The organism is Kitasatospora sp. NPDC005856 (genome assembly GCF_040629945.1).
GTDB lineage: Bacteria > Actinomycetota > Actinomycetes > Streptomycetales > Streptomycetaceae > Kitasatospora.
Genome location: NZ_JBEXWT010000011.1, coordinates 80,417 through 100,385, shown reverse-complemented (window position 1 = coordinate 100,385; position 19,969 = coordinate 80,417). Strand labels below are relative to the sequence as shown.

Annotated in this window: 18 protein-coding genes and 1 CRISPR repeat array; of the genes, 5 read left to right on the top strand and 13 right to left on the bottom strand. The window is 71.8% G+C overall.

The features are described from left to right. Positions 1 to 774 precede the first annotated feature (774 nt). Complete coding sequence (locus tag ABZ449_RS09700; RefSeq protein WP_360342928.1) at positions 775 to 1,737, bottom strand: 5'-nucleotidase; 963 nt, start codon at positions 1,735 to 1,737, stop codon at positions 775 to 777. A gap of 856 nt (positions 1,738 to 2,593) precedes the next feature. On the opposite strand from ABZ449_RS09700, the gene ABZ449_RS09695 reads away from it, so the two are divergent. The 3 genes from ABZ449_RS09695 to ABZ449_RS09685 all read left to right on the top strand — a co-directional run bounded on the left by ABZ449_RS09695 (position 2,594) and on the right by ABZ449_RS09685 (position 6,099). Beyond that, on the top strand, positions 2,594 to 3,424 hold the full coding sequence (locus ABZ449_RS09695; protein WP_360342925.1) for a hypothetical protein: 831 nt from the start codon (positions 2,594 to 2,596) through the stop codon (positions 3,422 to 3,424). Between the two features lie 13 nt (positions 3,425 to 3,437). After that, a CRISPR array of direct repeats spans positions 3,438 to 4,442; the repeat unit is 28 nt; unit sequence GAGCTATCCCCGCGTGCGCGGGGCCGAC. A 402-nt stretch (positions 4,443 to 4,844) separates the two neighbouring features. Next, on the top strand, positions 4,845 to 5,597 hold the full coding sequence (locus ABZ449_RS09690) for a transposase family protein (RefSeq protein WP_360342922.1): 753 nt from the start codon (positions 4,845 to 4,847) through the stop codon (positions 5,595 to 5,597). 265 nt (positions 5,598 to 5,862) lie between these two features. Next, a complete protein-coding gene (locus ABZ449_RS09685; protein WP_360342919.1) occupies positions 5,863 to 6,099 on the top strand; it encodes a hypothetical protein in 237 nt (78 codons plus the stop codon). A 1,265-nt stretch (positions 6,100 to 7,364) separates the two neighbouring features. Here ABZ449_RS09685 and ABZ449_RS09680 read toward each other — a convergent pair. Together ABZ449_RS09680 and ABZ449_RS09675 are read right to left on the bottom strand one after the other, a co-directional pair. Then, positions 7,365 to 7,976 carry an AAA family ATPase gene (locus tag ABZ449_RS09680; protein WP_360342916.1) on the bottom strand — a complete coding sequence of 204 codons (612 nt, stop codon included), beginning with the start codon at positions 7,974 to 7,976 and terminating at the stop codon, positions 7,365 to 7,367. Between the two features lie 250 nt (positions 7,977 to 8,226). Then, positions 8,227 to 8,877 carry a helix-turn-helix domain-containing protein gene (locus ABZ449_RS09675; protein ID WP_360342913.1) on the bottom strand — a complete coding sequence of 217 codons (651 nt, stop codon included), beginning with the start codon at positions 8,875 to 8,877 and terminating at the stop codon, positions 8,227 to 8,229. Between the two features lie 1,040 nt (positions 8,878 to 9,917). On the opposite strand from ABZ449_RS09675, the gene ABZ449_RS09670 reads away from it, so the two are divergent. Next, complete coding sequence (locus tag ABZ449_RS09670) at positions 9,918 to 10,274, top strand: hypothetical protein (protein WP_360342910.1); 357 nt, start codon at positions 9,918 to 9,920, stop codon at positions 10,272 to 10,274. Between the two features lie 367 nt (positions 10,275 to 10,641). Here ABZ449_RS09670 and ABZ449_RS09665 read toward each other — a convergent pair whose 3' ends face one another. From ABZ449_RS09665 to ABZ449_RS09645, 5 genes are all read right to left on the bottom strand, one after another. Further along, on the bottom strand, positions 10,642 to 11,073 hold the full coding sequence (locus ABZ449_RS09665) for a hypothetical protein (RefSeq protein ID WP_360342907.1): 432 nt from the start codon (positions 11,071 to 11,073) through the stop codon (positions 10,642 to 10,644). A 321-nt stretch (positions 11,074 to 11,394) separates the two neighbouring features. After that, positions 11,395 to 12,030 carry a PIG-L deacetylase family protein gene (locus tag ABZ449_RS09660; protein WP_360342905.1) on the bottom strand — a complete coding sequence of 212 codons (636 nt, stop codon included), beginning with the start codon at positions 12,028 to 12,030 and terminating at the stop codon, positions 11,395 to 11,397. After that, complete coding sequence (locus ABZ449_RS09655; RefSeq protein WP_360342903.1) at positions 12,014 to 12,658, bottom strand: HAD family phosphatase; 645 nt, start codon at positions 12,656 to 12,658, stop codon at positions 12,014 to 12,016. The genes ABZ449_RS09660 and ABZ449_RS09655 overlap by 17 nt, the downstream gene beginning before the upstream one ends. Beyond that, positions 12,655 to 14,253 carry a PEP/pyruvate-binding domain-containing protein gene (locus ABZ449_RS09650; RefSeq protein ID WP_360342901.1) on the bottom strand — a complete coding sequence of 533 codons (1,599 nt, stop codon included), beginning with the start codon at positions 14,251 to 14,253 and terminating at the stop codon, positions 12,655 to 12,657. The genes ABZ449_RS09655 and ABZ449_RS09650 overlap by 4 nt, the downstream gene beginning before the upstream one ends. Then, the gene (locus ABZ449_RS09645; protein ID WP_360342898.1) at positions 14,250 to 15,233 is read right to left on the bottom strand and encodes a hypothetical protein; all 984 of its coding nucleotides are present in this window, start codon (positions 15,231 to 15,233) and stop codon (positions 14,250 to 14,252) included. The genes ABZ449_RS09650 and ABZ449_RS09645 overlap by 4 nt, the downstream gene beginning before the upstream one ends. 147 nt (positions 15,234 to 15,380) lie before the next feature. Between ABZ449_RS09645 and ABZ449_RS09640 the strand changes: the two genes are divergently transcribed. Then, on the top strand, positions 15,381 to 15,875 hold the full coding sequence (locus tag ABZ449_RS09640; protein WP_360342895.1) for an NUDIX domain-containing protein: 495 nt from the start codon (positions 15,381 to 15,383) through the stop codon (positions 15,873 to 15,875). Positions 15,876 to 15,884: 9 nt separating this feature from the next. On the opposite strand, the gene ABZ449_RS09635 is transcribed toward ABZ449_RS09640, so the two are convergent. The 5 genes from ABZ449_RS09635 to folE are packed head-to-tail and all read right to left on the bottom strand — an operon-like array spanning position 15,885 to position 19,962. Then, entirely contained in the window at positions 15,885 to 16,538 is a 654-nt protein-coding gene (locus tag ABZ449_RS09635) for a 3'-5' exonuclease (RefSeq protein WP_360342892.1), read from the bottom strand. Continuing rightward, on the bottom strand, positions 16,538 to 17,629 hold the full coding sequence (locus ABZ449_RS09630) for an aminotransferase class I/II-fold pyridoxal phosphate-dependent enzyme (protein ID WP_360342889.1): 1,092 nt from the start codon (positions 17,627 to 17,629) through the stop codon (positions 16,538 to 16,540). Before ABZ449_RS09630 ends, ABZ449_RS09635 begins: the two co-directional genes overlap by 1 nt. Continuing rightward, on the bottom strand, positions 17,622 to 18,674 hold the full coding sequence (locus ABZ449_RS09625; RefSeq protein ID WP_360342886.1) for a radical SAM protein: 1,053 nt from the start codon (positions 18,672 to 18,674) through the stop codon (positions 17,622 to 17,624). The genes ABZ449_RS09630 and ABZ449_RS09625 overlap by 8 nt, the downstream gene beginning before the upstream one ends. Next, on the bottom strand, positions 18,671 to 19,342 hold the full coding sequence (locus ABZ449_RS09620; RefSeq protein ID WP_360342883.1) for a thymidylate kinase: 672 nt from the start codon (positions 19,340 to 19,342) through the stop codon (positions 18,671 to 18,673). Before ABZ449_RS09620 ends, ABZ449_RS09625 begins: the two co-directional genes overlap by 4 nt. Continuing rightward, on the bottom strand, positions 19,339 to 19,962 hold the full coding sequence (gene folE, locus ABZ449_RS09615; RefSeq protein WP_360342880.1) for a GTP cyclohydrolase I FolE: 624 nt from the start codon (positions 19,960 to 19,962) through the stop codon (positions 19,339 to 19,341). The genes ABZ449_RS09620 and folE overlap by 4 nt, the downstream gene beginning before the upstream one ends. Positions 19,963 to 19,969: the final 7 nt, after the last annotated feature.

The following is a 19,969-nucleotide window of genomic DNA, read 5'->3' as shown; positions in this document are numbered from 1 at the left end:
AGTCCCTGTTGGGCTGGAGCCAGAGGGATGTGACCTGCCCGTTGGCGCCAGCGAGACTGGAATGTCTCCCAGGCGCGGCCCCATGCGGGGTCGTCGATGACGGCGACCATGCCGCCACAGAACGATGCCGGTACGGCCGCGATTCCGCGCAGCATCCCTGACCCGTCGGGCCTCTTCTTACTCCCGACCGAGCACCGGCCAGCGAGCGAGGTGCAGCCGTCCCGGAAGGTCGGTGTCGTCCACGTCCCCGATCCCGCCCGGACGGTGCCGCTGGTGACGACGGCTCCGCCTCGGCCACGGATGCCGGTGCTGCCCTGGAGGAGCATCCCGTCGGCCAGCGCCTTGGCGGTCAGGCTGATCTTGTCGAGGCAGGTGGCGGCGACTGGTCGACGAGCTGCACGATGTACTGGAAATAGCAGCTGGGCAGCCGGATCGCGGACTTCGTTGTCCTGGCGGCGAACGGTGGAGAGCCCGTCCATCCGGTGGACCCCGAGGGCCGTCACGGCGACGGTGGCGACGGACGCCCCCGCCGGGCTGCCAGCCGCCGACCGCTTCGAGTGTCGCCCGGCCCTGAGCGGCGTACCCAGCGTCCGGGCGACCGGCGGACAGGACCGGGCGGCTGGTGTGCGCTCTGTCCGGTGTCACCTGCGGGCTCGACAGGGTGGCGCTCAGCGCGCTCCCGTCGGGCTTGTCCTGCACGTCGGCGGTCAGCTGAGCCGGCGCCCGCTCGGCGGAAGCGCCGGTGGGCAGGGGCGTGGCAGGGCTTGGGCCGGTTCAGGGGTTGGGCGTGGCCGTGGTCGGCGGCGCGGGCGGCTGGTTGAGCCGGCCGAAGGGGACGTGGACGCTCGGTGTGGTCCGGGCGGTGCTCTCGAGGTGGTCGGCCTGGTCGTCGAAGAAGATGTGCGGCTTCAGGACGGACATGATCCGGCCCTTGTCTATCCCGCCGAGGAAGAACGCGTCGTTCACCCGCAGTCCCCAGCGGTTCAGGCTCGTCACCGCTCGTTCATGGGCCGGGGCGTTGCGGGCGGTGACGATGGACACGTGCACGCGGATCCGGGAAGTCGGGTCCTTGCGCCGTTCCTCCTCCTCGCGCTGTTGGATCCGGTTGACCGCGGTGAGGAACTCCTTGAGCGGACCGACATCGTGGGCGACGTCCGCGTTCGCGACCTCGTGGGCGCGGAACTCCTCGATGCCACCGCTCTGGTAGAGCTGCTCGGCGGAGTCGTCGGCAAGGACGCCGTCGAAGTCGAAGGCGATCCGCAGGTCCGTGTCCTCCGGCTCGTCCTCGGCGACCGGGCCCAGGACATGTCCGGCGGGCAGTCCGAGGGCGACGGCCTCGCGCACGTCGTCCTGGTTCGCCGACAGGAACAGCGACATGTTCAGCGCCGGCATGAAGCGGTAGGGCGAGCGGCCCTGCATGAACACCGCCCGGCTGATGGCCAGGCCGTGGGACTGGATGGAACGCATCACCCGCAGGCCGGTGTCCGGATCGTTGCGGGAGAGCACGATGACCTCGACCAGCGGGTCGTCGGGCTCGGCGAGGTCGTTCAGGGACAGCAGGCGTCGCACGAACGGGAATGCCACACCCGGTTCCAGAGTGTCGGTGAGGTGCTCGCGCTGGTAGGCGCGGTAGGTCTCCTCGCCCTGCTCGCGGAAGACCCGGTCGCTCTCGGCGAGGTCGAACAGGGCGCTGGAGGCGATTCCGACGACGAGCCGACCCGCGAGTTCGTACGGCACATCGGCCCCTTTCTCAACACATGAAACGACGGTCACATCGTCCCACTGGCTGAGGCGATGCCGATGCGCAGGGCCTGGCCAGTGGGCAAGCGCGGACCGCGGACCGGACTGACGGGCGGACGGACCACCGCACATGCCGTACCAGACAGCGCCCGCGCCGACGGACCGCCGGAGGTCTTCGCCGTACCGACCGACAATGCAGCTGCACCGGAACCATCGGTCCAAGCGGGCTGCGAGCCGGTCGAACCGCGCTCGAACGGCAGCATTATCGTGGCCACCGGGGGGGAGCTCGACGTGGTCGGGGTCGTCGAGTTGCCGGAGCAGGACCCGGACGCTCCGGTCGTCGAGGGTCACGTACGGTCTTCTCATCACCGGGCACGGGGGCTCATCGGCTGATCCCGGCTGCATGCGCTGACCGGTCTCCGGCCGCGGCAGGCGGCCCCGGCGGAAGGCCGTGTCAGGTCCTTGCCGGGCCAGTGGCGGTGCGGTGGTCGGAGGGAATTGATGATCACGGTGCCAGTGGCGCGGTTGCGGGGGGTGCTGATGAGCTTGAGGTCTTCAGGGGTGGTCCGGATGCCGTTGGGTGAGGCGGGCGGTGAGCAGGACCTTGTGGACGGTGATGGCGACGGCGAAGTGGGCGTCGGTATCGACGGGGGGCGCTGATGCTGGTGCCAGGGGTGTTCACGATGACGCCGCCGGGGGCGGCTGATGGGCTGCCGCTGGCGTAGCGCGGAGTGAGGTGCTGGCCGCCGTTGGCAACGAGGGCGCGGTCGAGGTCGCCGCTTTTCGGCCTTGTGGCTCCGCGGCTGCGTGAAATCGGTGGTGGCAGGCTTCTGGTGTCGGCCATCCTGGGCAGGTGGCTGACCGCGCGAACTTTGTCGTCGTCCGCGAGAACGGCGAGTACGAGCTGTATCTCTCCCGGTTCGGCGCGGTAGGGATCGACCTCGACCTGCTGGCCGGGCCGGCGGAGGCCCTCTCTATGGTCCGGCAGCTGAAAGTTGATGGCTGGTGGCTGGACGACGTGCACTGCCAGGGGGCGGCGCTGATCGACCTCGGTCGCAGGGTGCTGCTGGTGTTCGCCTGGGAGGGGCCGAGTGTCGTGATGCGCCACAGGGCTGCGGCCATGGAGCTGCTGCGAGAGGCCTGGGCGGGTTGGGAGGTGCGGTGGGCGTACGACGGTCCCGCGGAACTGCGGACCTACCTGGGGCTGGATCCTGAACTCGTTCGCGACCGCGACCCCGATGTTCTCGTCGGAGAGTTGCTGGAACCGGAGTCGGAGGACCTGGCAGACCCTGAGCCGATGGTCGCGGTGGTGACGGTCGGGTCGGACCGCTGTTATGTGGTGGCGAACGTTTCCGACCATCCGATCCGGGAGGGGACTTCACTTCTCGACCGGCTGGCCGGCGGCCCGGAGCATGAGGCGTGTCGCATGTCGGCTGAAGCCGGGGTCCATGTCGATCCGGTTCGGCGCCGGGTGGGCTGGTGGGTACTCGGGGCGTCGGCCGAGGCTTACGAGATGCCGCAGCGATGGCCCGGCTGGACAGTGGAGTTCTGGCAGGACCGCTGGGAGGAACACGTCCGACGGTCCGGCGGCCGGTTCCAGCCGCCGCCCGTCGATCGCGAACACGCGCTGGCAGAGGTCCGGGCAGTGGCTGCCCATCGATGGGAGACCCGCATGCGCCCGTAGGCGGGCTGCGTCGAGCGCAATCCCCGCGAAGGCGGAGCCGACGCTCCCTTGCGGGAGGGGGCTAACCCAGCGCCGGAGCTATCCCCGCGTGCGCGGGGCCGACTCCGAGGTTTACCACGGTAAATCCGGAGGGCTGGAGCTATCCCCGCGTGCGCGGGGCCGACAGCGGCCACCGGTCCTCGGGGTCCCCCGACCCGGAGCTATCCCCGCGTGCGCGGGGCCGACCCTGGAATCGGGAGCTGAGGCGTCGTCCCGCCGGAGCTATCCCCGCGTGCGCGGGGCCGACAGCCGGACCGCGATGAGGGTCTGGGCTTGGCCGGAGCTATCCCCGCGTGCGCGGGGCCGACTGGCGGGCGAACTCCGACAGCACCGCGGCCATGGAGCTATCCCCGCGTGCGCGGGGCCGACGCCGGCGCTAAGTGCTTCCCGGGCTTCGTCGAGGAGCTATCCCCGCGTGCGCGGGGCCGACGCACGCTGATGACCGATCTGCTTGCTGGGTCGGGAGCTATCCCCGCGTGCGCGGGGCCGACGACACGAGGGCCTCGCTCCCCGCGGCTCTGTGCGAGCTATCCCCGCGTGCGCGGGGCCGACGATGTTGGCGCCGTTCACGTCCTGGTAGATGACGAGCTATCCCCGCGTGCGCGGGGCCGACCAGATGAAGATCTCGTCGGTCGGGGCGACGTCGGAGCTATCCCCGCGTGCGCGGGGCCGACGCCCGGCGGCCGACCGCCAGCCAGTCGCGGCTGGAGCTATCCCCGCGTGCGCGGGGCCGACATCATCGAGGTTCGCGCTGAGGCCGAGGGCCTGGAGCTATCCCCGCGTGCGCGGGGCCGACAGCTCGTGCGCCTTGGCTACCATCCTGTAGTGGGAGCTATCCCCGCGTGCGCGGGGCCGACGCCGTCCCGACCCCCGTCAGCGGCCCGTGTCCGGAGCTATCCCCGCGTGCGCGGGGCCGACGCTGGGCGCCGATGGCGAGCCCCTTGAAGGCGGGAGCTATCCCCGCGTGCGCGGGGCCGACACTTCCTGACCTGCGGCGATTGGGCCCAGAGTGCGCCAGTTCATTCAGTTCGAATCCGGAGCCCCGTGTGTACGGAGCCGACGCCCCAGAGACCATCTCTCCCAGCTGCGCCCCGACGAGCCGACTCTGAACCACCGACAGCATCGTACGGGCTGTTGAAGTCAGGTGTGGGTACAGAGGACGGGTTCGCCGGTGAGGACGGCGGTCAGGGCCCGGGGGCGGAGCGGCTGACGCAGGAACAACCCTGAGCTCGGCGACGCCGCCGCCGGGACACTGAGCCTTTTCAGAGCGGCCACCGATCGGGTGACGGCCGGGCGGTCGCGGCCCAAGGCAGAACGGACAGGGCTCCCGGGCAGTTGAGTGAGGTATCTGACGTCTCAACTCTTCGGCCGGGGAGCCCTGGTGGTCACATATCCGGCCGCACTGGACCTGCCGCACGCGCTCGTTGAGTGGGTCACCATGCTGATCGTCACCCGGGGGGGGGGGGGGGACCGCAGGTGCAAGCTCCGCCCCTCGCAGCGTGCTCTGGTCGCACTGGTGTACCTGCGCAAGCACGACACGCTCGCGCAGATCGCGGCCGGCTTCCGAATCAGCGTCGGCACCGCTCACGCCTATGTTCACCAGGTCACCGACCTCCTCGCCCGCCGTGCCCCCGGCCTGACCCGGGCCCTGTGCGAGGCCGATCCGGAGTACGTCCTGGTCGACGGAACCCTCGCAGAGTGCGACCGCGTCGGCGACGGCCGGGCCGACTACGGCAAGCACCGCCGTCACGGAGTGAACCTGCAGGTCATCACCGGTCCCGAGGGCAACGTCCTGTGGGTCTCCCGGCCGCTGCCCGGTCGCACCCACGACCTGACCGCGGCCCGACGCCACCGGATCGTCGCGACCTGCGGCCGGCTGCGGATCCCGGCGCTCGCGGACCTGGCCTACACCGGAGCCGGCCCAGGCGTCGCCGTCCCGGTCCGGCGACGGCCCAAGAGCGAGCTGACCGCGAAAGAGAAATCGCTGAACACGGCCCACGCCCGACTTCGATGCCCGGTCGAACGCGGCGTCGCCACCGTCAAGCGCTGGCGCATCTTCCGACACGCCCGCCGCAGCCCCAGCCGGCTCGGGTCAGCCAGCAAGGCCATCCTCACCCTGGAGACGCAACGTTGAAAGGGCTCATTCAACAGACGGGACTCACCCGTGGGTTGCTATGGTGGCGGCCAGTCAGGGATTGCTCAAGCGTGGGGGATTCGTGGGTTCGCAAGACGGTAGTGACCGTGCGGGTTTCGGGTGCGTGGCGTGCTGCGCCGAGGACGCTGTGGTGGCGGGGGCGCACCACCAGAGCCAGAACGGGGTCCGGGTCGAGAGGATAATTCAGGACGACTCGCATTTCATCGTCTCTGTCCAGCGTTGCGGCCTCTGTTCGCAGGCCTTTGTGAGCGTCTTCACCGAGTACGTCGACTGGGTCGCCTCACAGGACGCGCAGTACCGGACCGTGCTGCCGATCACGGACGCCGAGGCGGACGACCTGATAGCGGGGCGGTTGAGCCCGCATCGGGTCGGGGCCCTCGGACACGGCCGCCGCCATCTGCAGAGCGACTGGCCGAGCGGGGCCGAGGAGCCGTCCGTGTACTGGGGCAGCGGCGCCTTCGGGGTGCGCGAGGTGTTCTGACCCGACCAAGCGCGAACAGGTCGCCGCCCTGGTCTCCGCCCCGGACGATCCGTTGTGGGAGGCCCGGGTGCGGCACGCCAAGCTCTACCCGGTGAAGGACCGCGCCGCCTGAGTGCCGGCCACCGTGGTGCTGTCGCGGGTGCTGTCGCGTCCCCCTGCCGCGTGGGGTGTTGTCGCGTCCTGTGACCTGCCCCGGATGGGCGCTTACCTCCGTGCGAGGTCGGGGCGCGACAACACCCCACGCGACAGCCACCATCGGCGGCGGGCGACTTCCCCGCTGCGCCGGGCTGGTGGCTGACCGGGTGGACCAAATCCGCCTGGGGAAGGCTGTGCCGTCTGGCAGGATCCATGGCGTGAGCAGAATCTGGGCCATCGCCCCCGATGTTGTTCGTGATCAACGACCGGCTGTGGATCGGCCTCCGCCCGATCGACGGCATCCAGTGCGTCGCCCGGACGCGGTCCAACACGCGGTGCAAGAACTGGGTCGAGACCAGCCAGGCCGGGCGCTGGGATAGGCCATCCGGCCCACGCCCGCCAGGAAGATCAACGCCTAGACCAACCGGGTGCCGTACACCTGGATCGTGATAGTCCCGCCCGGCGGGGCGTCTGTCGCCACCGTCGGCGTGGCGACCCTCGGGGTCCGCCGGATGGACGGGCTCTCCACCGTGCGCCGCCAGGACAACGCCAAGACGCGCCAGTGCGAGCGCGCGGTGCAGACGGACGCGCTCGCCCTGGTCCACCTCGCCCTGGCCCGGCCGGATGTTCTTCGGGTTCTTCGCCGCGATGGTCGGACCGAGCGCGAGAGCATCCACGAAGCCACCCTCGAAGAACTCGATGCCGCCGCCCGCAAGGGCAAGCACGGTGGCCGGCCCCCGTCATCATCGATGACATGCTGCACACTGCTGCGGCGCCGGGCAGCGGGCGAGTCCGTTGAGAAGATGCACTCCGGCCTGATCATCAGGGCCGGCCGCCCGACCGGCCCTGGCGACACCTGTATCCGTCACACCCCGAACGCCGCTGCCCTGGGGTCGGCGAGTGCCCGCCCGGCCCGGGGCGGCGTGGGGTGCCCGCCGGGTCGGGCCCGCGCGCTCACACCGGGCGGACAACATCCGTCCGTGAGGAGGCCGGTGCCGGTGGAGACCACGGTGTGCATCGCCCAGCAGCCCGAGGCCGACGCCCTGCTCACCCGCAGCCTCCTGGCCCTGCCGTCGCGGTCGCGGGACAACGGTGCAGTCGGGTACGGAACTCTCGGAATGCCTGCAGGATCATGCTGGTGGTTCTCCGATGCGGGCCTCAGTCCAAGCGCGGGCAAGGATCTCGTCCACGGTCTCGGCGGGAGTCTGGAGCGAGGTGTCGATCCAGAGGCCGAGGCGTGCGGTCTCCTCGCGAAGGACCTTGTCGAGCATGTGCACGGTCAGCGTGTCGTAGGCGTTCTTGGTTCTGGCGGCCTCACGGGCCAGGACGGTGTCGGGTCCCGGGGCCAGGACGACGACCAGCAGGGGTGTGCTGCGGACCTGAGCGATGGTCTCGGCGAGGTGCTCACCGAGGATGACGTCCTGTGCGACCACGGTGAAGCCAGCCTGGAAGTAGCCGTCGCTGACATGTGCCGTCAGTTGGTGACGGAGCCGTAACTGGCGAACGGCCTCTTCGCTGGCTGCGGAGGTCATGTCGGCGCGGCCGTTGATCACCATGCGGCGGAACTGGTCGCCACGCACGTGCACGGAGCGTGGCAGCCGTTCGGCCAGCGCCTGCGCGACCGTCGACTTTCCAGAAGCCTGGATGCCGGTGATGAGGATGATCGCCTGCTCGCGCGGCGGGAATTCGACAATGCCGTGTTCGTCTACGTTCGACGACGCCTTCGGACTGCTGGTCATCATGGCCCTTCCGAACGGGACTGTTGTGGGCTGCGGTTGGCGATGTCGGCGGCGTAGGCGGCCCCGTCTCCGGCGGATGCCTGCTGCCACGTGGACGGCGACCTCGATGTGGACGCCGAGCATCCGAGCGAGGATGGCGGCGGGGAGTTCCGTGGGTATGACGGTGCCGTACGGACCAGCGGACGAAGTGGTCGAACACCCAGGAGGCGCTCTTGTGACCCGGCCGACCCAGTTCGAAGGTGCGCGGTGATGGTCAGGCGCCCGCCCCGGCGTCGCCGTCCGTCCGGAAGTCGAGCGGCAGGAGCCGGCGGTCGGAGTCGAACGGCCCGAGCAGCGCCTCCGCGCCGTCCTCGGCGAGCGCCTCGGCGTGGTCGGGCAGCGGCTCGCCGGAGCGCAGGTGGCGCCGGACCACGGCGAGCGGAAGATCGATCAGCGCGAGCCTGGTGCGGTCCACGGCCGGTGTGTTGCCGGGGGCGATGAGGTCGGCGACGGCGACCATGGCCGTCCGGACGCGCTGGTGGCCGTCGTTGGCGCGCCGCACGTACGCCTCGGGCCAGTCGGCGCGTCCGAAATCCGCCGCGCCGTAGAGCAGCAGGGCCGCCTCCTGCGGGTTCGCCCGGCTCCAGGCGACGACGTGCCGGGCGGCCGCCCGGCAGGTGCGCCGGACGGTGGTGGGCGCAGCGAAGCAGTCGAAATAGCCGCTCTGGAAGCGCTCGACGGTGCGTAGCCACGCCTCGGCCAACAGGACGGGCCGGGAGCGGAAGCGGTGGTAGATGGAGCCGCTGGGGGCGCCGACCTCCTGGGCGCAGGCGGTCATGGTGACCGCCTGCGGGCCGCCGGCGGCGGTGAGGCGCACGGCGGCGTCGAGGAACTGGTCGTGGTCGAAGCGGGAGGGTCTTGCCATGTTCTGGAGGATACTTTCCAATGCATTGGAGGAGGCGGTCGGTGCCCCGGCCGGCGACCGGCAGGCCCCAGCCACCCCGCTGGTCTCGCTGGTCTGTTGGAACAACGGCAGCGGCATCACCATGTCGCTGTTCTGGCGCGGCACCCCGCCGGTCCCCACCGTGGACGGCACCAGAGCCCGGTACGCGGACGCGCCCCACCGCCACCGATCTGGTCATCGAGTCCACCCGGACTGGCTTCGAGCAGTTCCTGGAGCTGAAGGACCGTTCTCGCCGGCCTGCAGAGCTCGCGGGCGGTGGCGCGGGCCGCGCGCAGGGCGCCGAGCGCGGCCGTGTCGACGCCGGCCGGCAGCCCCCAGGCGGTGGGGGTGGAGGCGACCGGGCCAGACCGTCGGGCTGATCGCGTAACAGGGGTAGGTCGGCGATCGCCTCGCCGCCGTCGGCGAGCATCACTGCCAGGACGGCCGCGATCCGTCCTGGGTCGTGGCCGGTGTCATGTGGGCCCGGTCGGCGCAGGGCGCCACTGAGGGCGCGGGTGAGGCCGGTGGCGTCGGCGGGATCGGCCGGCAGGCGGGATCCGACGTGGTTGACCACTCGCCCGTCGGTGGAGACAACGAGCCGGGGGCGTGACCCGGTGGTGGGCACCTGGAGAGTGCCTTCCTGCTGGGCTGACGGAGACCTTAGACAAGCCTCATCGTCCTGGTTCAGAAGGCACTTTCGGGTTCCCGGTCATGATGCGGACACAGCCGAAAGTGAAACGCACAGCCTGGGCCTCGCCCTCGCGTTCCAGCGGCCGACTGGCCACATGGACACCGTCTCATCGCCTGGCCAGTCGCTTGTTTCCGGGCCCTGCTCGCGGTCGAGGGGGTGCCACTGGGCGAACGCCCCGAAGGGCTTCTCGGACGACGTTCATCGGTGGTGCGGACGTTGCTGCGGGCGATGTTGCGGGGCGCGCTCCACATATTAGAGAGGTGTCGCTAATATGATGAGCATGCGCTGTGGATGCGCATCTGATGGTTCGTCACTTTCAAGGAGTGCGTTCATGAACAGGTCCATGCGGAAGGTACTGGCGGGGGGAGCCGGTGTCGTCCTGGCGGCCGTGGTCGCTCCGGCGGCCCACTCGGCGCCCGCCACCCAAACCGACGTGCGTGACTCGGCCGCCGAGTCGGCGATCGTGCAGCTGCTGGCGTACGAGAAGGCGCCCATCTACCGCAAGCCCAGCTCCTCGTCCGAGCGGATCGGCTCCATCCCGGCGGGCCAACGCGTCGGTGTCATCTGCGCGCTCAAGGGGCCCTCCGGGCACCTCTGGTACTCGATCAACGCCCTGCCCAGCCCGCAGTTCGTCTGGTCGGGGCACTTCGAGTCCTCGCCCTGGGTCAAGTCCTGCCCGACGCGCTGAGCTGCCGCCAGTCGAAGACCGGCCTCGCTGCGACCGGCTTGCTCAGGTCGGTCGTGGTCCATCTCGGTTCGGGAGGCTGTAGTCCCGCACGTACCCCGTAGTTCGGCTGCCGGCACAGTGCCAGGTTGGTCGAGGGGCGCTGCTCTGCCGTCGACAACCTGGCGCAGCGTACGTCAATGGCGACGACCTTGCCCAGGACGCCCGCGGTATCGCCGTTGATCGGCTCGTACGCCGGGTTGTGGGGCATCAGCCAGATCGGCCGTCCTGTCCTGCCAGCTCCCGCACCTCCCGCAGGCCGGAACCCCATGAGTTCGCCGAGCTCTCAGCCGCGCGAGGGCGTACTTCCTTCCGGTCGTGTCCGGATGAGTCAGGCGGCGAGAGCCTTCCGGGCGCGTTCCGACAGCGCGGCGGCGCCGGGTACGCCGCGTGCCTGGTACCGCCGCATGGTGTTGCGCATGGACTGGATGGACTCGGTGTTGCGCTTCGAGGTGATGCCGTCCATGAGGTCCAGCGCTTCTCCCCACGTGGACACGGCTTCGTCCATCTGACCCCTGCTGTCGAGGGTGCTCGCCAGTTCGCCCAGCGTCAGCGCATGGACTCGCCGGTACTTCTCCGGGGCACGGCCGGCCAGCAGGAGGAGGCTCTGCTGTCTGTCTCGGATCGCGATGTGGCGAGCCACCGCGAGTCGGTACTCCGGCGGGATGTCCGCGAAGTCATCGCGCCAGCCGGCGTTGAAGAAGTCGGCGTGCCACCCGGCCCTCGTCGGACGCAGGCGCAGCTCGAGGGCACCACGGTCCACCGTGTGGACCTGGACCCCGACGCGGCACCAGGGCCCGTCCGGGACGAAGGTGTCCCGGAGGGCCTCGGTCAGGCTCTCACCGGGGCAGGCGCGGGCGAGCTCGGGATCGGCGGAGACGATCGGCGGCCCTCGAAGACCGACCCGGGCTGGAGCAGAAGAGGAGTCATGCAGCAGTGATCGGCACCCACTCGGCGGGGCTTGACCCGGATGAGGCCGGATCCGGCAGGCGGCCCTTGCCGAAGGCCGACCGAGACGTCCAGGTATGTGGTCAATCCGGGCGCGCTTGGTGAAGATTGGATCGTATGCCGGGGAGATTGGGTGTCACAGGTGGGCAATTCCGGGCAGGCGACCGAGGACGGGCAGAGCGGTGAACGCCTCGGCGAAGTCGGCGCCGCTGCGCCGTCCCCACAGGCGTGCAAGGTCTTCGGCCATAGGGCCGAAGTGGTCGTCGATGGGCTGGGACTTGTGGCAGTGCAGAGCCTGCATCTTGGTGGGGAAGGTGGCGGTCACGTCGACCATCGCCGTGGGGGTGACCTGGCCGTTGGTAGTGAGGGAGTTGTAGGTGTCGCAGCTGTAGAGGCGGCGCGGCCGACCGGTTTCGATCTTTGCCTCGGGCAGGGCTTCGAGGACGGCCTCGGCGGTGCGCCGGTGGGCGGTGTGGGTGTCGTGAACGGGGTGGGTGATGACCACGTGCGGCGTCAGTTCGACGAGCAGGGCCCGGATCGCGGCCGGCGTGAGTTCCGGGAGTTGGTGAAGGGTTGCACCGAGAACGGCCGCTGCGGCTTGGGCTTCGGCGTCGCGGACCGGGTCGTGGCGGGGGATGGCGATGTGGACGGGCGCGTGCCGAGCGTGGAGGGCGAGGGTGCCGCCGGCCCAGAGCTCGGCGTCGTCGGGGTGGGCGAACACGGCGAGCACGGACTGCGGTCCTGCCAGCTGATCGTCAGGGTTGCGCGGCACGAACAGCTCCCGGGGTGTGGGCGGTGGTGGCCAGGACGAGGCGGCCGTGATGGATGGCGAGGGTGTGCATGCCAGCGGCGAGCGCGGCTGCGATGCCGTCCTCGGCGTCATCGACGGCGAGGCATCGGGTCGGAGCGGCGCCGAGGCGGCGGCCGGCTTCCAGGTAGGCGTCGGGGGCGGGTTTGCCCCGGGGAACGTCGTCGAGGGTGACGACAACGGACAGCAGTGCCTGCCGCCCGGGCTGCTGGATGCCGTCGTAGACGAGGACGGCGGCGGCGCTGGAGGCGACGGCCAGCGGGATGCCGTGGCTGCGGGTGGTGTGCAGCAGGTCGAGGGTGCAGGGGACGGGGTGTGGTGCCGGACCGGCGAGCAACTCGGCCCGGCTGCGCGCCACCACCTCCTCGGCTGGGGGAGGCAGGAGAGCGGCGTCGGCGGCGCGCCACGAGATCACCTCGCGCACGGGCAGGCCGGCCAGAGTCAGGTAGCGCTCGGCGGGGGCCGGGATGCCGTGCGGGGCGAGGGCGGCTTGGAGGGCGGCGTGGCGGGCCGCGGTGTTGTCCACCACGGTGCCGTGCCAGTCCACGATCAGCGCCTGCGCGCCACGAGTAAGGGGGGCGGGATCGGTCACCGGGAAACCGTCCTGCGGTGGAGGATCTGCCTGTCGGGGCCGAGGACGGCGATCTCCGTGGGCGGGGGCGGGGCGTCCTGGGGCCAGAGCAGCGTGCCGAGCCCGGGCAGTCGGATCGGGCAGCATCCGGCCGGGACGAAGACCGGGGCCGGGTGGTTGCCGGGAAGCAGCACCCCGACGGGGTGCGGGCCGCCGGTGCCGAAGGCGGCCAGATCGGGAGCGGGTCCGTTGGGGTCGTGCCAGAGCAGGGTCGCGGCGCGGCCGTCGTCGGGCGCCGGCTGTTCCAGGGTGCGGGTGAGGACCGCGGTGGCGCTGAGCGGCCCGGTGTCCTGGGGGGTGCGTTGGGCGGGCACGGCCGGGGCGGGGCGGACGGTGCCGGCGCCGCCATCGACCTCGACGACGGCACCGGGGATCAGGGCGGTCAGCGCGGTGTTGACGTTGGTGACGCAGGGGATGCCGAGTTCGCGGGTGATGATCGCGGTGTGGGAGAGCTCGCCGCCGGTGGTGGACACGACGGCGGCCGGACCGGTGAGCAGCGCCGGGACCGCTTCGGGGCCGAGCGCTTGGCAGATCAGGACCCGGTTGGCGAGGTCAGCGCTGCCGGTGCGGACGGTGGGTCCGGTGCCGCGTCCGGGGGCGGCTGCGATTCCGTGAAGCACGTGGTCGTCGGCCGTGACTGCCTGGCTGTCGGTGGCGTGGTTGGTAAGGGGTGCGGTGAGCGGGCGGCCCTGGACGAGGTAGAGCGTGCCGTGGGGGTCGATCGCCCACTCGACGTCGATGTGATGCAGGCGGAGGGCGGTGGCGGCCGTGGCGGCGGCGGCAAGCAGCCGCTCGCGTGCCTCAGGGGTGAGCACGGGGCGCTCGGCCAGTTCGGCCGGCGTGTAGACGTGGATCACGCCCGCGTCGGACGTTCGGATCTTCGCCAGTACGGAGCCAGCCGGGTCGAAGCGGACCCATTCGCCCGGGGGCATCTCCAACTCCTGCGGAGTTGCGGGCAGTTGGATGGTCTCCTGGACGGTGAGCCGGACGGTTGCGTGGTGGCTCTGGCTGGCGGTGTGGATCTCGCCGGTCTGGATGCCGCTGACGAGCGGCTCGGCCAGGCCGCGGATGGCCTCGATCCGCCAGCGGGTGCACCGGCCCTCGGTGACGTAGGCGGCCAGGACACCCGAGCAGGCCGGGCGCAGGGCGGGCTGCACGAGAACGGCCATGCGCGGCAGGGCGATGACGCCTCGGGCCTGGCTGTAGGCGGTGATGGTCGGGTGGAGTGCGGAGGCGCGGACGGCGCGGACGGCGTCGAGCAGCGCGTCGCGGTGGGCGGGGCTGATGCGGGAGGTGTAGAGGCCGGCGAAGGATGCGGTGGTGCCGTCCTCGGCGACGGCGGAGGAGCGGGCGATCAGCCCGTGGGGGGCGGGGCAGCGGGCGAGGATCTCGGCGACCGCGGCCGGCAGACGTTCGTCGGGGTGGTCGACGGGGATGACGATCCCGGCGGGGACGGGCAGACCGGCGGCGGCCAGGCGGGCCAGGGTGGTGGCCTTCGTTCCGGCGGTCGCGGTGTGCAGGTCCTGGTCGAGTGAGGGCAGATCGGTGGCGGTCATCGGGCGGCTCCCGGGGCCAGCAGGTCGGCGGTGGTGATGGTGGCGGGGTCGGCGGCGGCTCGCTGGCACCAGCGGCGGGTGGCGGCGAGAAGGCGGTGCCGCTGGACCTTGCGGCTCTCCTCGCTGTCGGCCGCCCATCGGCACACGCAGGTCAGCGCCGTCGTCCGCGCGGTGGCGGTGGGGTTGCCGGCGGCGGCGAGGTGGGCGGCCAGCGTCCAGGCGTTGCGCAGCTGGACCGCTCGGCGGCGCGATGCGTCGATGAGGTTGCGCTGGCCGGTGGTGTTGGTGGCGGCGGTGGCGGTCAGTAGGCGGGCGGCGCGGGCGCGGTCTTCGAGCGGCATCGCGACGGCGGCCGGTGAGCCGTCGCCGTACAGGGTTCCGGCACGGGCGGCGAGGGTGCCGGCTGCGGTGGCGAGGTCGCTGCCTTCGGCGAGGGCGGCGGCGCCGTCCAGGAGCATCAGGTGGGCGTTCAGGAGGTGGCCGGTGGCATCAGGGGTGTTCAGGGCCAGGCGGCAGGCCCGCCCGTCGGCGTCATTTCCGAGCAGCCCGGCGAGGAACTCCTGCCACTGGTCGTCGGGCAGAAGCCAGTTGACGATGTGGGCGCTCATCACTCCCAGGAACGCTTCGGTCGCGGCGGCCAGCTGCCGCTCGGCCGCCTCGCCGTGGTCCAGTTGGTGCTCCAGGGCGAGGAGGGCGGCGTCGGAGCGTTGGTGGCGCCGCTCGGCGGCGGTGACCATCGCGGTGGCGTAGGCGGGATCAGCGAGCAGGTGGTGCCAGCGGCCGGTGAGGGCGAGGTGGTCGCACTCGGGGATGTCGACGATGCCCGCGCGCCGCAGTCGCCCGTACGGGCGGGGGTCGTCCATGAAGACCGCCGGCCAGCGGGTGAGCGAGGTGGTGTAAAGGTCGAGCTCCAGCGCGGTGCTGCCGGGCCTGGTGTGCTCGTAGTCGCAGGTGAGCAGGCCCTTCCAGACTCTCTCCACAGGTTTCTCCCTTGCCGGGGCAGGGCGGCGCGGTGGCCGGATCGGTGACGTTTGGTCAGGTCGGTGGTGCGGGGTGTGAAAGGCTCGGCCCCTGCCACCCGGGGGTGGGCCCGGGCGGCGCCGTGGGCCGAATGCCGAGGAGTAGAAGTGATCAAGGAATCGACGGCCAGCGCGTTCGTCTTCCGCACCGACGGGGACGGCGTCCGCAGGACAGCTCTGGTGTGGCACCCGCGGCTTGAGCTGTGGCTGCCGGCCGGCGGACACGTGGAGGCGGACGAGAGTGCGGCCGAGGCCGCGCTGCGCGAAGTCGGGGAGGAGACCGGGCTGCGGGCCGAACTGGTGCCCGGCCCGTCGCTGCCTCTTCCGGCCGGGTTCCCGCACGGCGCGGTTCCCGCTCCGTGGTGGGTGGTCGAGATGGACGCCTGCGCCGACAACCACACCCGCGAGCCGCACGTCCACATCGACCACGTCTTCGTCGCCCAGGTCCACGACGGCACGGTCGCTCAGGGCGCGGTGCACGAGGTGCGGTGGTTCACCGAGCAGGAGATCGCCGAGGCCGAGGGCCTGTCGGAGGACTCGCGTCTGCAGGTGAAGCAGCTCTTCGAGGTGATCGCGGACGGGTCGCTGCGCCTGTCGGCGTGAGCCCGGGGGTCAGAACAGGGCGCTCTGCTCCAGCAACGGTTCGGGGCTGAGGCGCTTGGGCTGCAACCCGGCGGTGGAGTCGAGGTCGAGGAGGGTGCGCCAACGGCCGGCGGCGCACCCGTCGGCCAGCAGTCGGGCCAGGAGCTGGGCCGTGACCTCGACGTCCGGCATCGCCCGGTGCCGGTCAGCGGGCCGCAGGATGCCGTAGTAGCCGAGCAGGTTGTCCAGCCGGTAGGTACCAAGTCCGGGCAGTACGGCCTTCGCGAGGCGCACCGTGTCCAGCAGCGATGTGGAGGCGAGGCTGGGGCAGTGCCCGGCCTGGTGGGCGATCATCCCGGCCTCGGTCGAGGCGTGGTGGGCGACCAGCCGGTACGGGGGCACGCTCAGGCGCGCGTCCAGGCGGGCCATCACCTCGGCGGCCGTCGGTGCGAGGTCGAGCATCTGCGCGGTGATGCCGGTCTGCGCGGTGTCAAACGCGGTGACGGGGACGTCGGCGGGCGGGCGGATCAGGGACTCGAACCGTCCGACCTCGACCAGTCGGCTGCCTTCGGCGCGCAGTGCGAGGGCCGCGACCTCGATCGGCTCGGCGGGCCGGCCGGCGGGGGTGAGTCCCTCGAAGTCGATCATGACGAAGGTCGTGCCGGTGAAGCGCTGGTCCTGCATCAACCGGTCCACCTTGCTGACTCCTGTCGGATCGTCAACGCTCGCTCCTGAATTGCCTGTTCGCTGTCGTGCTCGGTGAAGGGAACGGCCAACAGGGCATCCACAGTAGCCGTTGCGCGGGCAAGATCGCAGGTCGCGAAACGGGCGCTGGCCGGGTGGCGGTGGGCCGCGGTCAGTCGGTGGGTGCCGACGCTGTTGGGCACGCCCGCCTCGGCCAGGCGGATGCTGAAGGCGCGCGGCCGGGGCAGGGTCAGCCGCCACAGGGCGCCGTAGCCGTTGGGCCGCTCGTCGTCGGCTGCTGCGATCGGCTCAAGGCCCGGAGTGCCGTCGACCTCCCGGTGCAGGGCGGCGGCCTGTCGCCGGCGCAGGGCCAGGGCTTCGGGGAAACGGTTGAGGTGGTGGCGGGCGAGGGCGGCGAGCGGCTCGGCCAGGCGGTGGTTGAAGCCGAGGCGGCTTCCGGCCGGGGCGTCGGGGGCGTCGGTTTGCCAGTGGGTGCGGTGCGCGGCGGCCCGGTCGGCGAGGACGTTGTCGTCGGTGAGGAGGTAGCCGCCCTCGCCGCAAGAGATGATCTTCCCGTCCTTGAGGGAGAAGCAGCCAATGTCGCCGATGGTGCCGGCCGAGCGGCCGCGGGTGATGGTGCCCTGGGCCTGGCAGGCGTCCTCGACCAGGCGCAGCCCTGCGGTGCGGGTGTAGGCGGCGAGGTCGTGGATGTTGTTGGTGCGGCCGGCCAGGTGCACGGCCACCAGGGCTTTGGTGTCGGGGCCGGTCTTCGCCGCGACGTCCCTCGGGTCCATGCCGAGGCCGTCGTCGGCGGCGTCGACGAACACCGGGCGGGCGCCGGAGGCTGCGACGGCTGCGACGGTCATGATGACGGTGACGGCGGGCAGCAGGACCTCGTCGCCTGCTCCGATGCCGCAGGCGGCCAGCGCGGTGGTGATCGCCGCGGTGCCGGAGGAGACGGCGACGGCCCGGCGGGCACCGAAGACGTGGGCAAGCTCGGTCTCCAGGAGGGTGGCCTCCTGGTAGCTCGTCGGGTTGGGCATGCGGGCGACGGCGGCGGCCATCGCCCGGTGCGCGGGCTTCTCAGACACGGGGGGCCTCCGGGCCGGTCGGCGCGAGGACGGGGAAGCCGGTGAGTGGCCACATGTTGACGCAGTCCACGGAGAACAGCGCGCAGTCGCTGCCGCAGCCGGTCGGGGCGGGGAACAGCTCCCGCGCCTGGGCACCCCTGATGCTGCGGTGGCGGCCGGGCGGCGTGGCGGCGATCTTCAGGGACGACGGGCAGTCCCACACCGTGCCGTCCGGCTGGACGAAGAAGAGGGTGTCGCCGCCGAAGCAGCCCGGGACGAGGTCGGTCGGCCGGGCGACGGCGGAGGCGATCCGGCCCGCGTAGCTGCGCTCGGGCAGGACCAGCGGCAGCTCGGCGGCGTACAGGTCGTCGAACCGCTGTCGCAGCTCGGGCAGGTGCTCGGCGGTGAGGGACAGCTCAGCGGCCAGGCGGTGATCGGCGTCGAGGGCGATCGGCTGCGGGACGGCGTAGTCGCAGCCCAGGCTCGCGGCGAGCTCGGGCATGGCGACGACGTCGGCGAGGTTGCGGCGGGTGATGACGCTGTAGACGCCGACCTTCGGCCGGGGCCTGGGGCCGCGGGCGGCGATCAGCGCGCTGATTCCCGACACGACGGAATCCCAGCCGTCGCCGTCCCGGCGGGGAGGCCGCCACCGGTCGTTGTGGACAGGGTCGGCGCTGTCCAGCGACACCGAAACGGCGTCGACGCCGAGCTCGACGAGCGGCTGGCGCAGGTCCGGGCGGTTCAGAGCGACGCCGCTGGTGCACACCACCACCTCCAGGCCGCCCGCCTTGAGGACCTCGATCAGCTTGATGATCGGCTTCCACAGCAGCGGCTCGCCACCGGCGAGGAACACCCTACCGACCGGCGAGTCGTGAAGCGTCTCGGCGAAGGCCAGCACGTGGGCGGTGGTCAGGTCGTTCGGCGACAGGTGGGAGAGCACCCCGGGCGCGGTGGGCATCTGCTCGCGGTGCTCGCTGATCGTCCCGAAGTAGCAGTACAGGCAGCCGTGGGAGGCGCAGTACGAGCGCAGCCCCCACAGCAGGCTGATCGGTTTGACGGGTTTCACTGCGTCACCCCTTCCGGGGTCGTGGCGGCCGCGGTGCGGCACGCCTCGGTGATGGACTCGACGGCCTGGTCCTCGCCGAGGACGCGCCGGTCGAGCACGAGATACTGCTCGGGCCGGTCGGCGGCGAGCAGGTCGTAGAGGCGGCCGGCGCGGGCCATCAGCGCCCGCTCGTCAGCGCCGGCCGGATGGCCGGTGCGCTCCTCGAACCGGGCCAGGCACACCGCGGGGTCGTCGGTGAGCAGCACGGTGGTGGTGGGCGCAGGCCGCCAAGCGGTGACGGTCCGTTCGATGGCCAGGGCCTGCTGCAGCGCCCAGGTGTCGGTGGCGCTGGCCGCCTCCGCGAGTACGGCGGCCTGGTAGACGGCGACCGAGGCGGGGCCGCGGTCTTCCAGCACCACCCGGCCAGCGGCCACCGGCGCCAGCGCCTCCCAGCGGTGGACCTGGAGCGCGACCAGCAGCAGCGTCTCAGTGTGCGGGTGCCCCGTGCGCAGGAACCGGTCGCCGGAGCCGTGCAGCGCGGCGATCACCTGGCCGGGCAGGCCCGAGGGCGGGGAGTCGGGCAGCTCGACCAGCGCCGCGCACCGCTGACCCAGCGCGGCGGCGGCCCGGCGGCCAAGGTGGCTCTTGCCGACCCCGTTCACCCCTTCCAGCGCCACCCATGCGGTCACCGGCCGGCTCCCGTCATCTCCGCCGCACGGCGCAGCCGCTCGGCGAGCAGCGCGTCGCGGGCCAGGGCGGGAAGCAGGTACTCGGTGGCGGTGCGCGCGCCATGGGCGCGCACCCCCCGCACCGTCATGCACTGGTGCTCGCCCACCGCCCACACCGCCACCGCCTGGCTGCCCGTCAGCCGGGCGACTTCTTCGGCGACCTGGGCGGTGAGGCGCTCCTGTAGCTGCAGGGCGTGGGCGTGCTGCTCAACGATCCGCACGATCTTCGACAGGCCCAGCACCTGCCCGTCAGGGCGGTAGGCGACGGACACCTCGACCGTGAAGGGCAGCAGGTGGTGCTCGCACATGCTGGCGGTGCGGATGCCGCCGACGGCGACGCAGTCCTCGCCCTGCACGGTGTGCTCGAAGACGGTGCCGGTGGCGCCCGGCTCATGGCCGAGGAACTCGGCCCAGAACCGGGCGACGCGGGCGGGCGTCTCCAGCAGGCCCGGCCGGTCGACGTCCTGGCCGAGCGCGCGCAGCAGCTGGCGCACGCAGTCCTCGACGACTGCGGTGTCGATCGGCCCGGCGGCCGCCCGGGAAGGGGCCGGCGGGGCGGGAATGGTCACGGTGTGGGACACGGGGGTC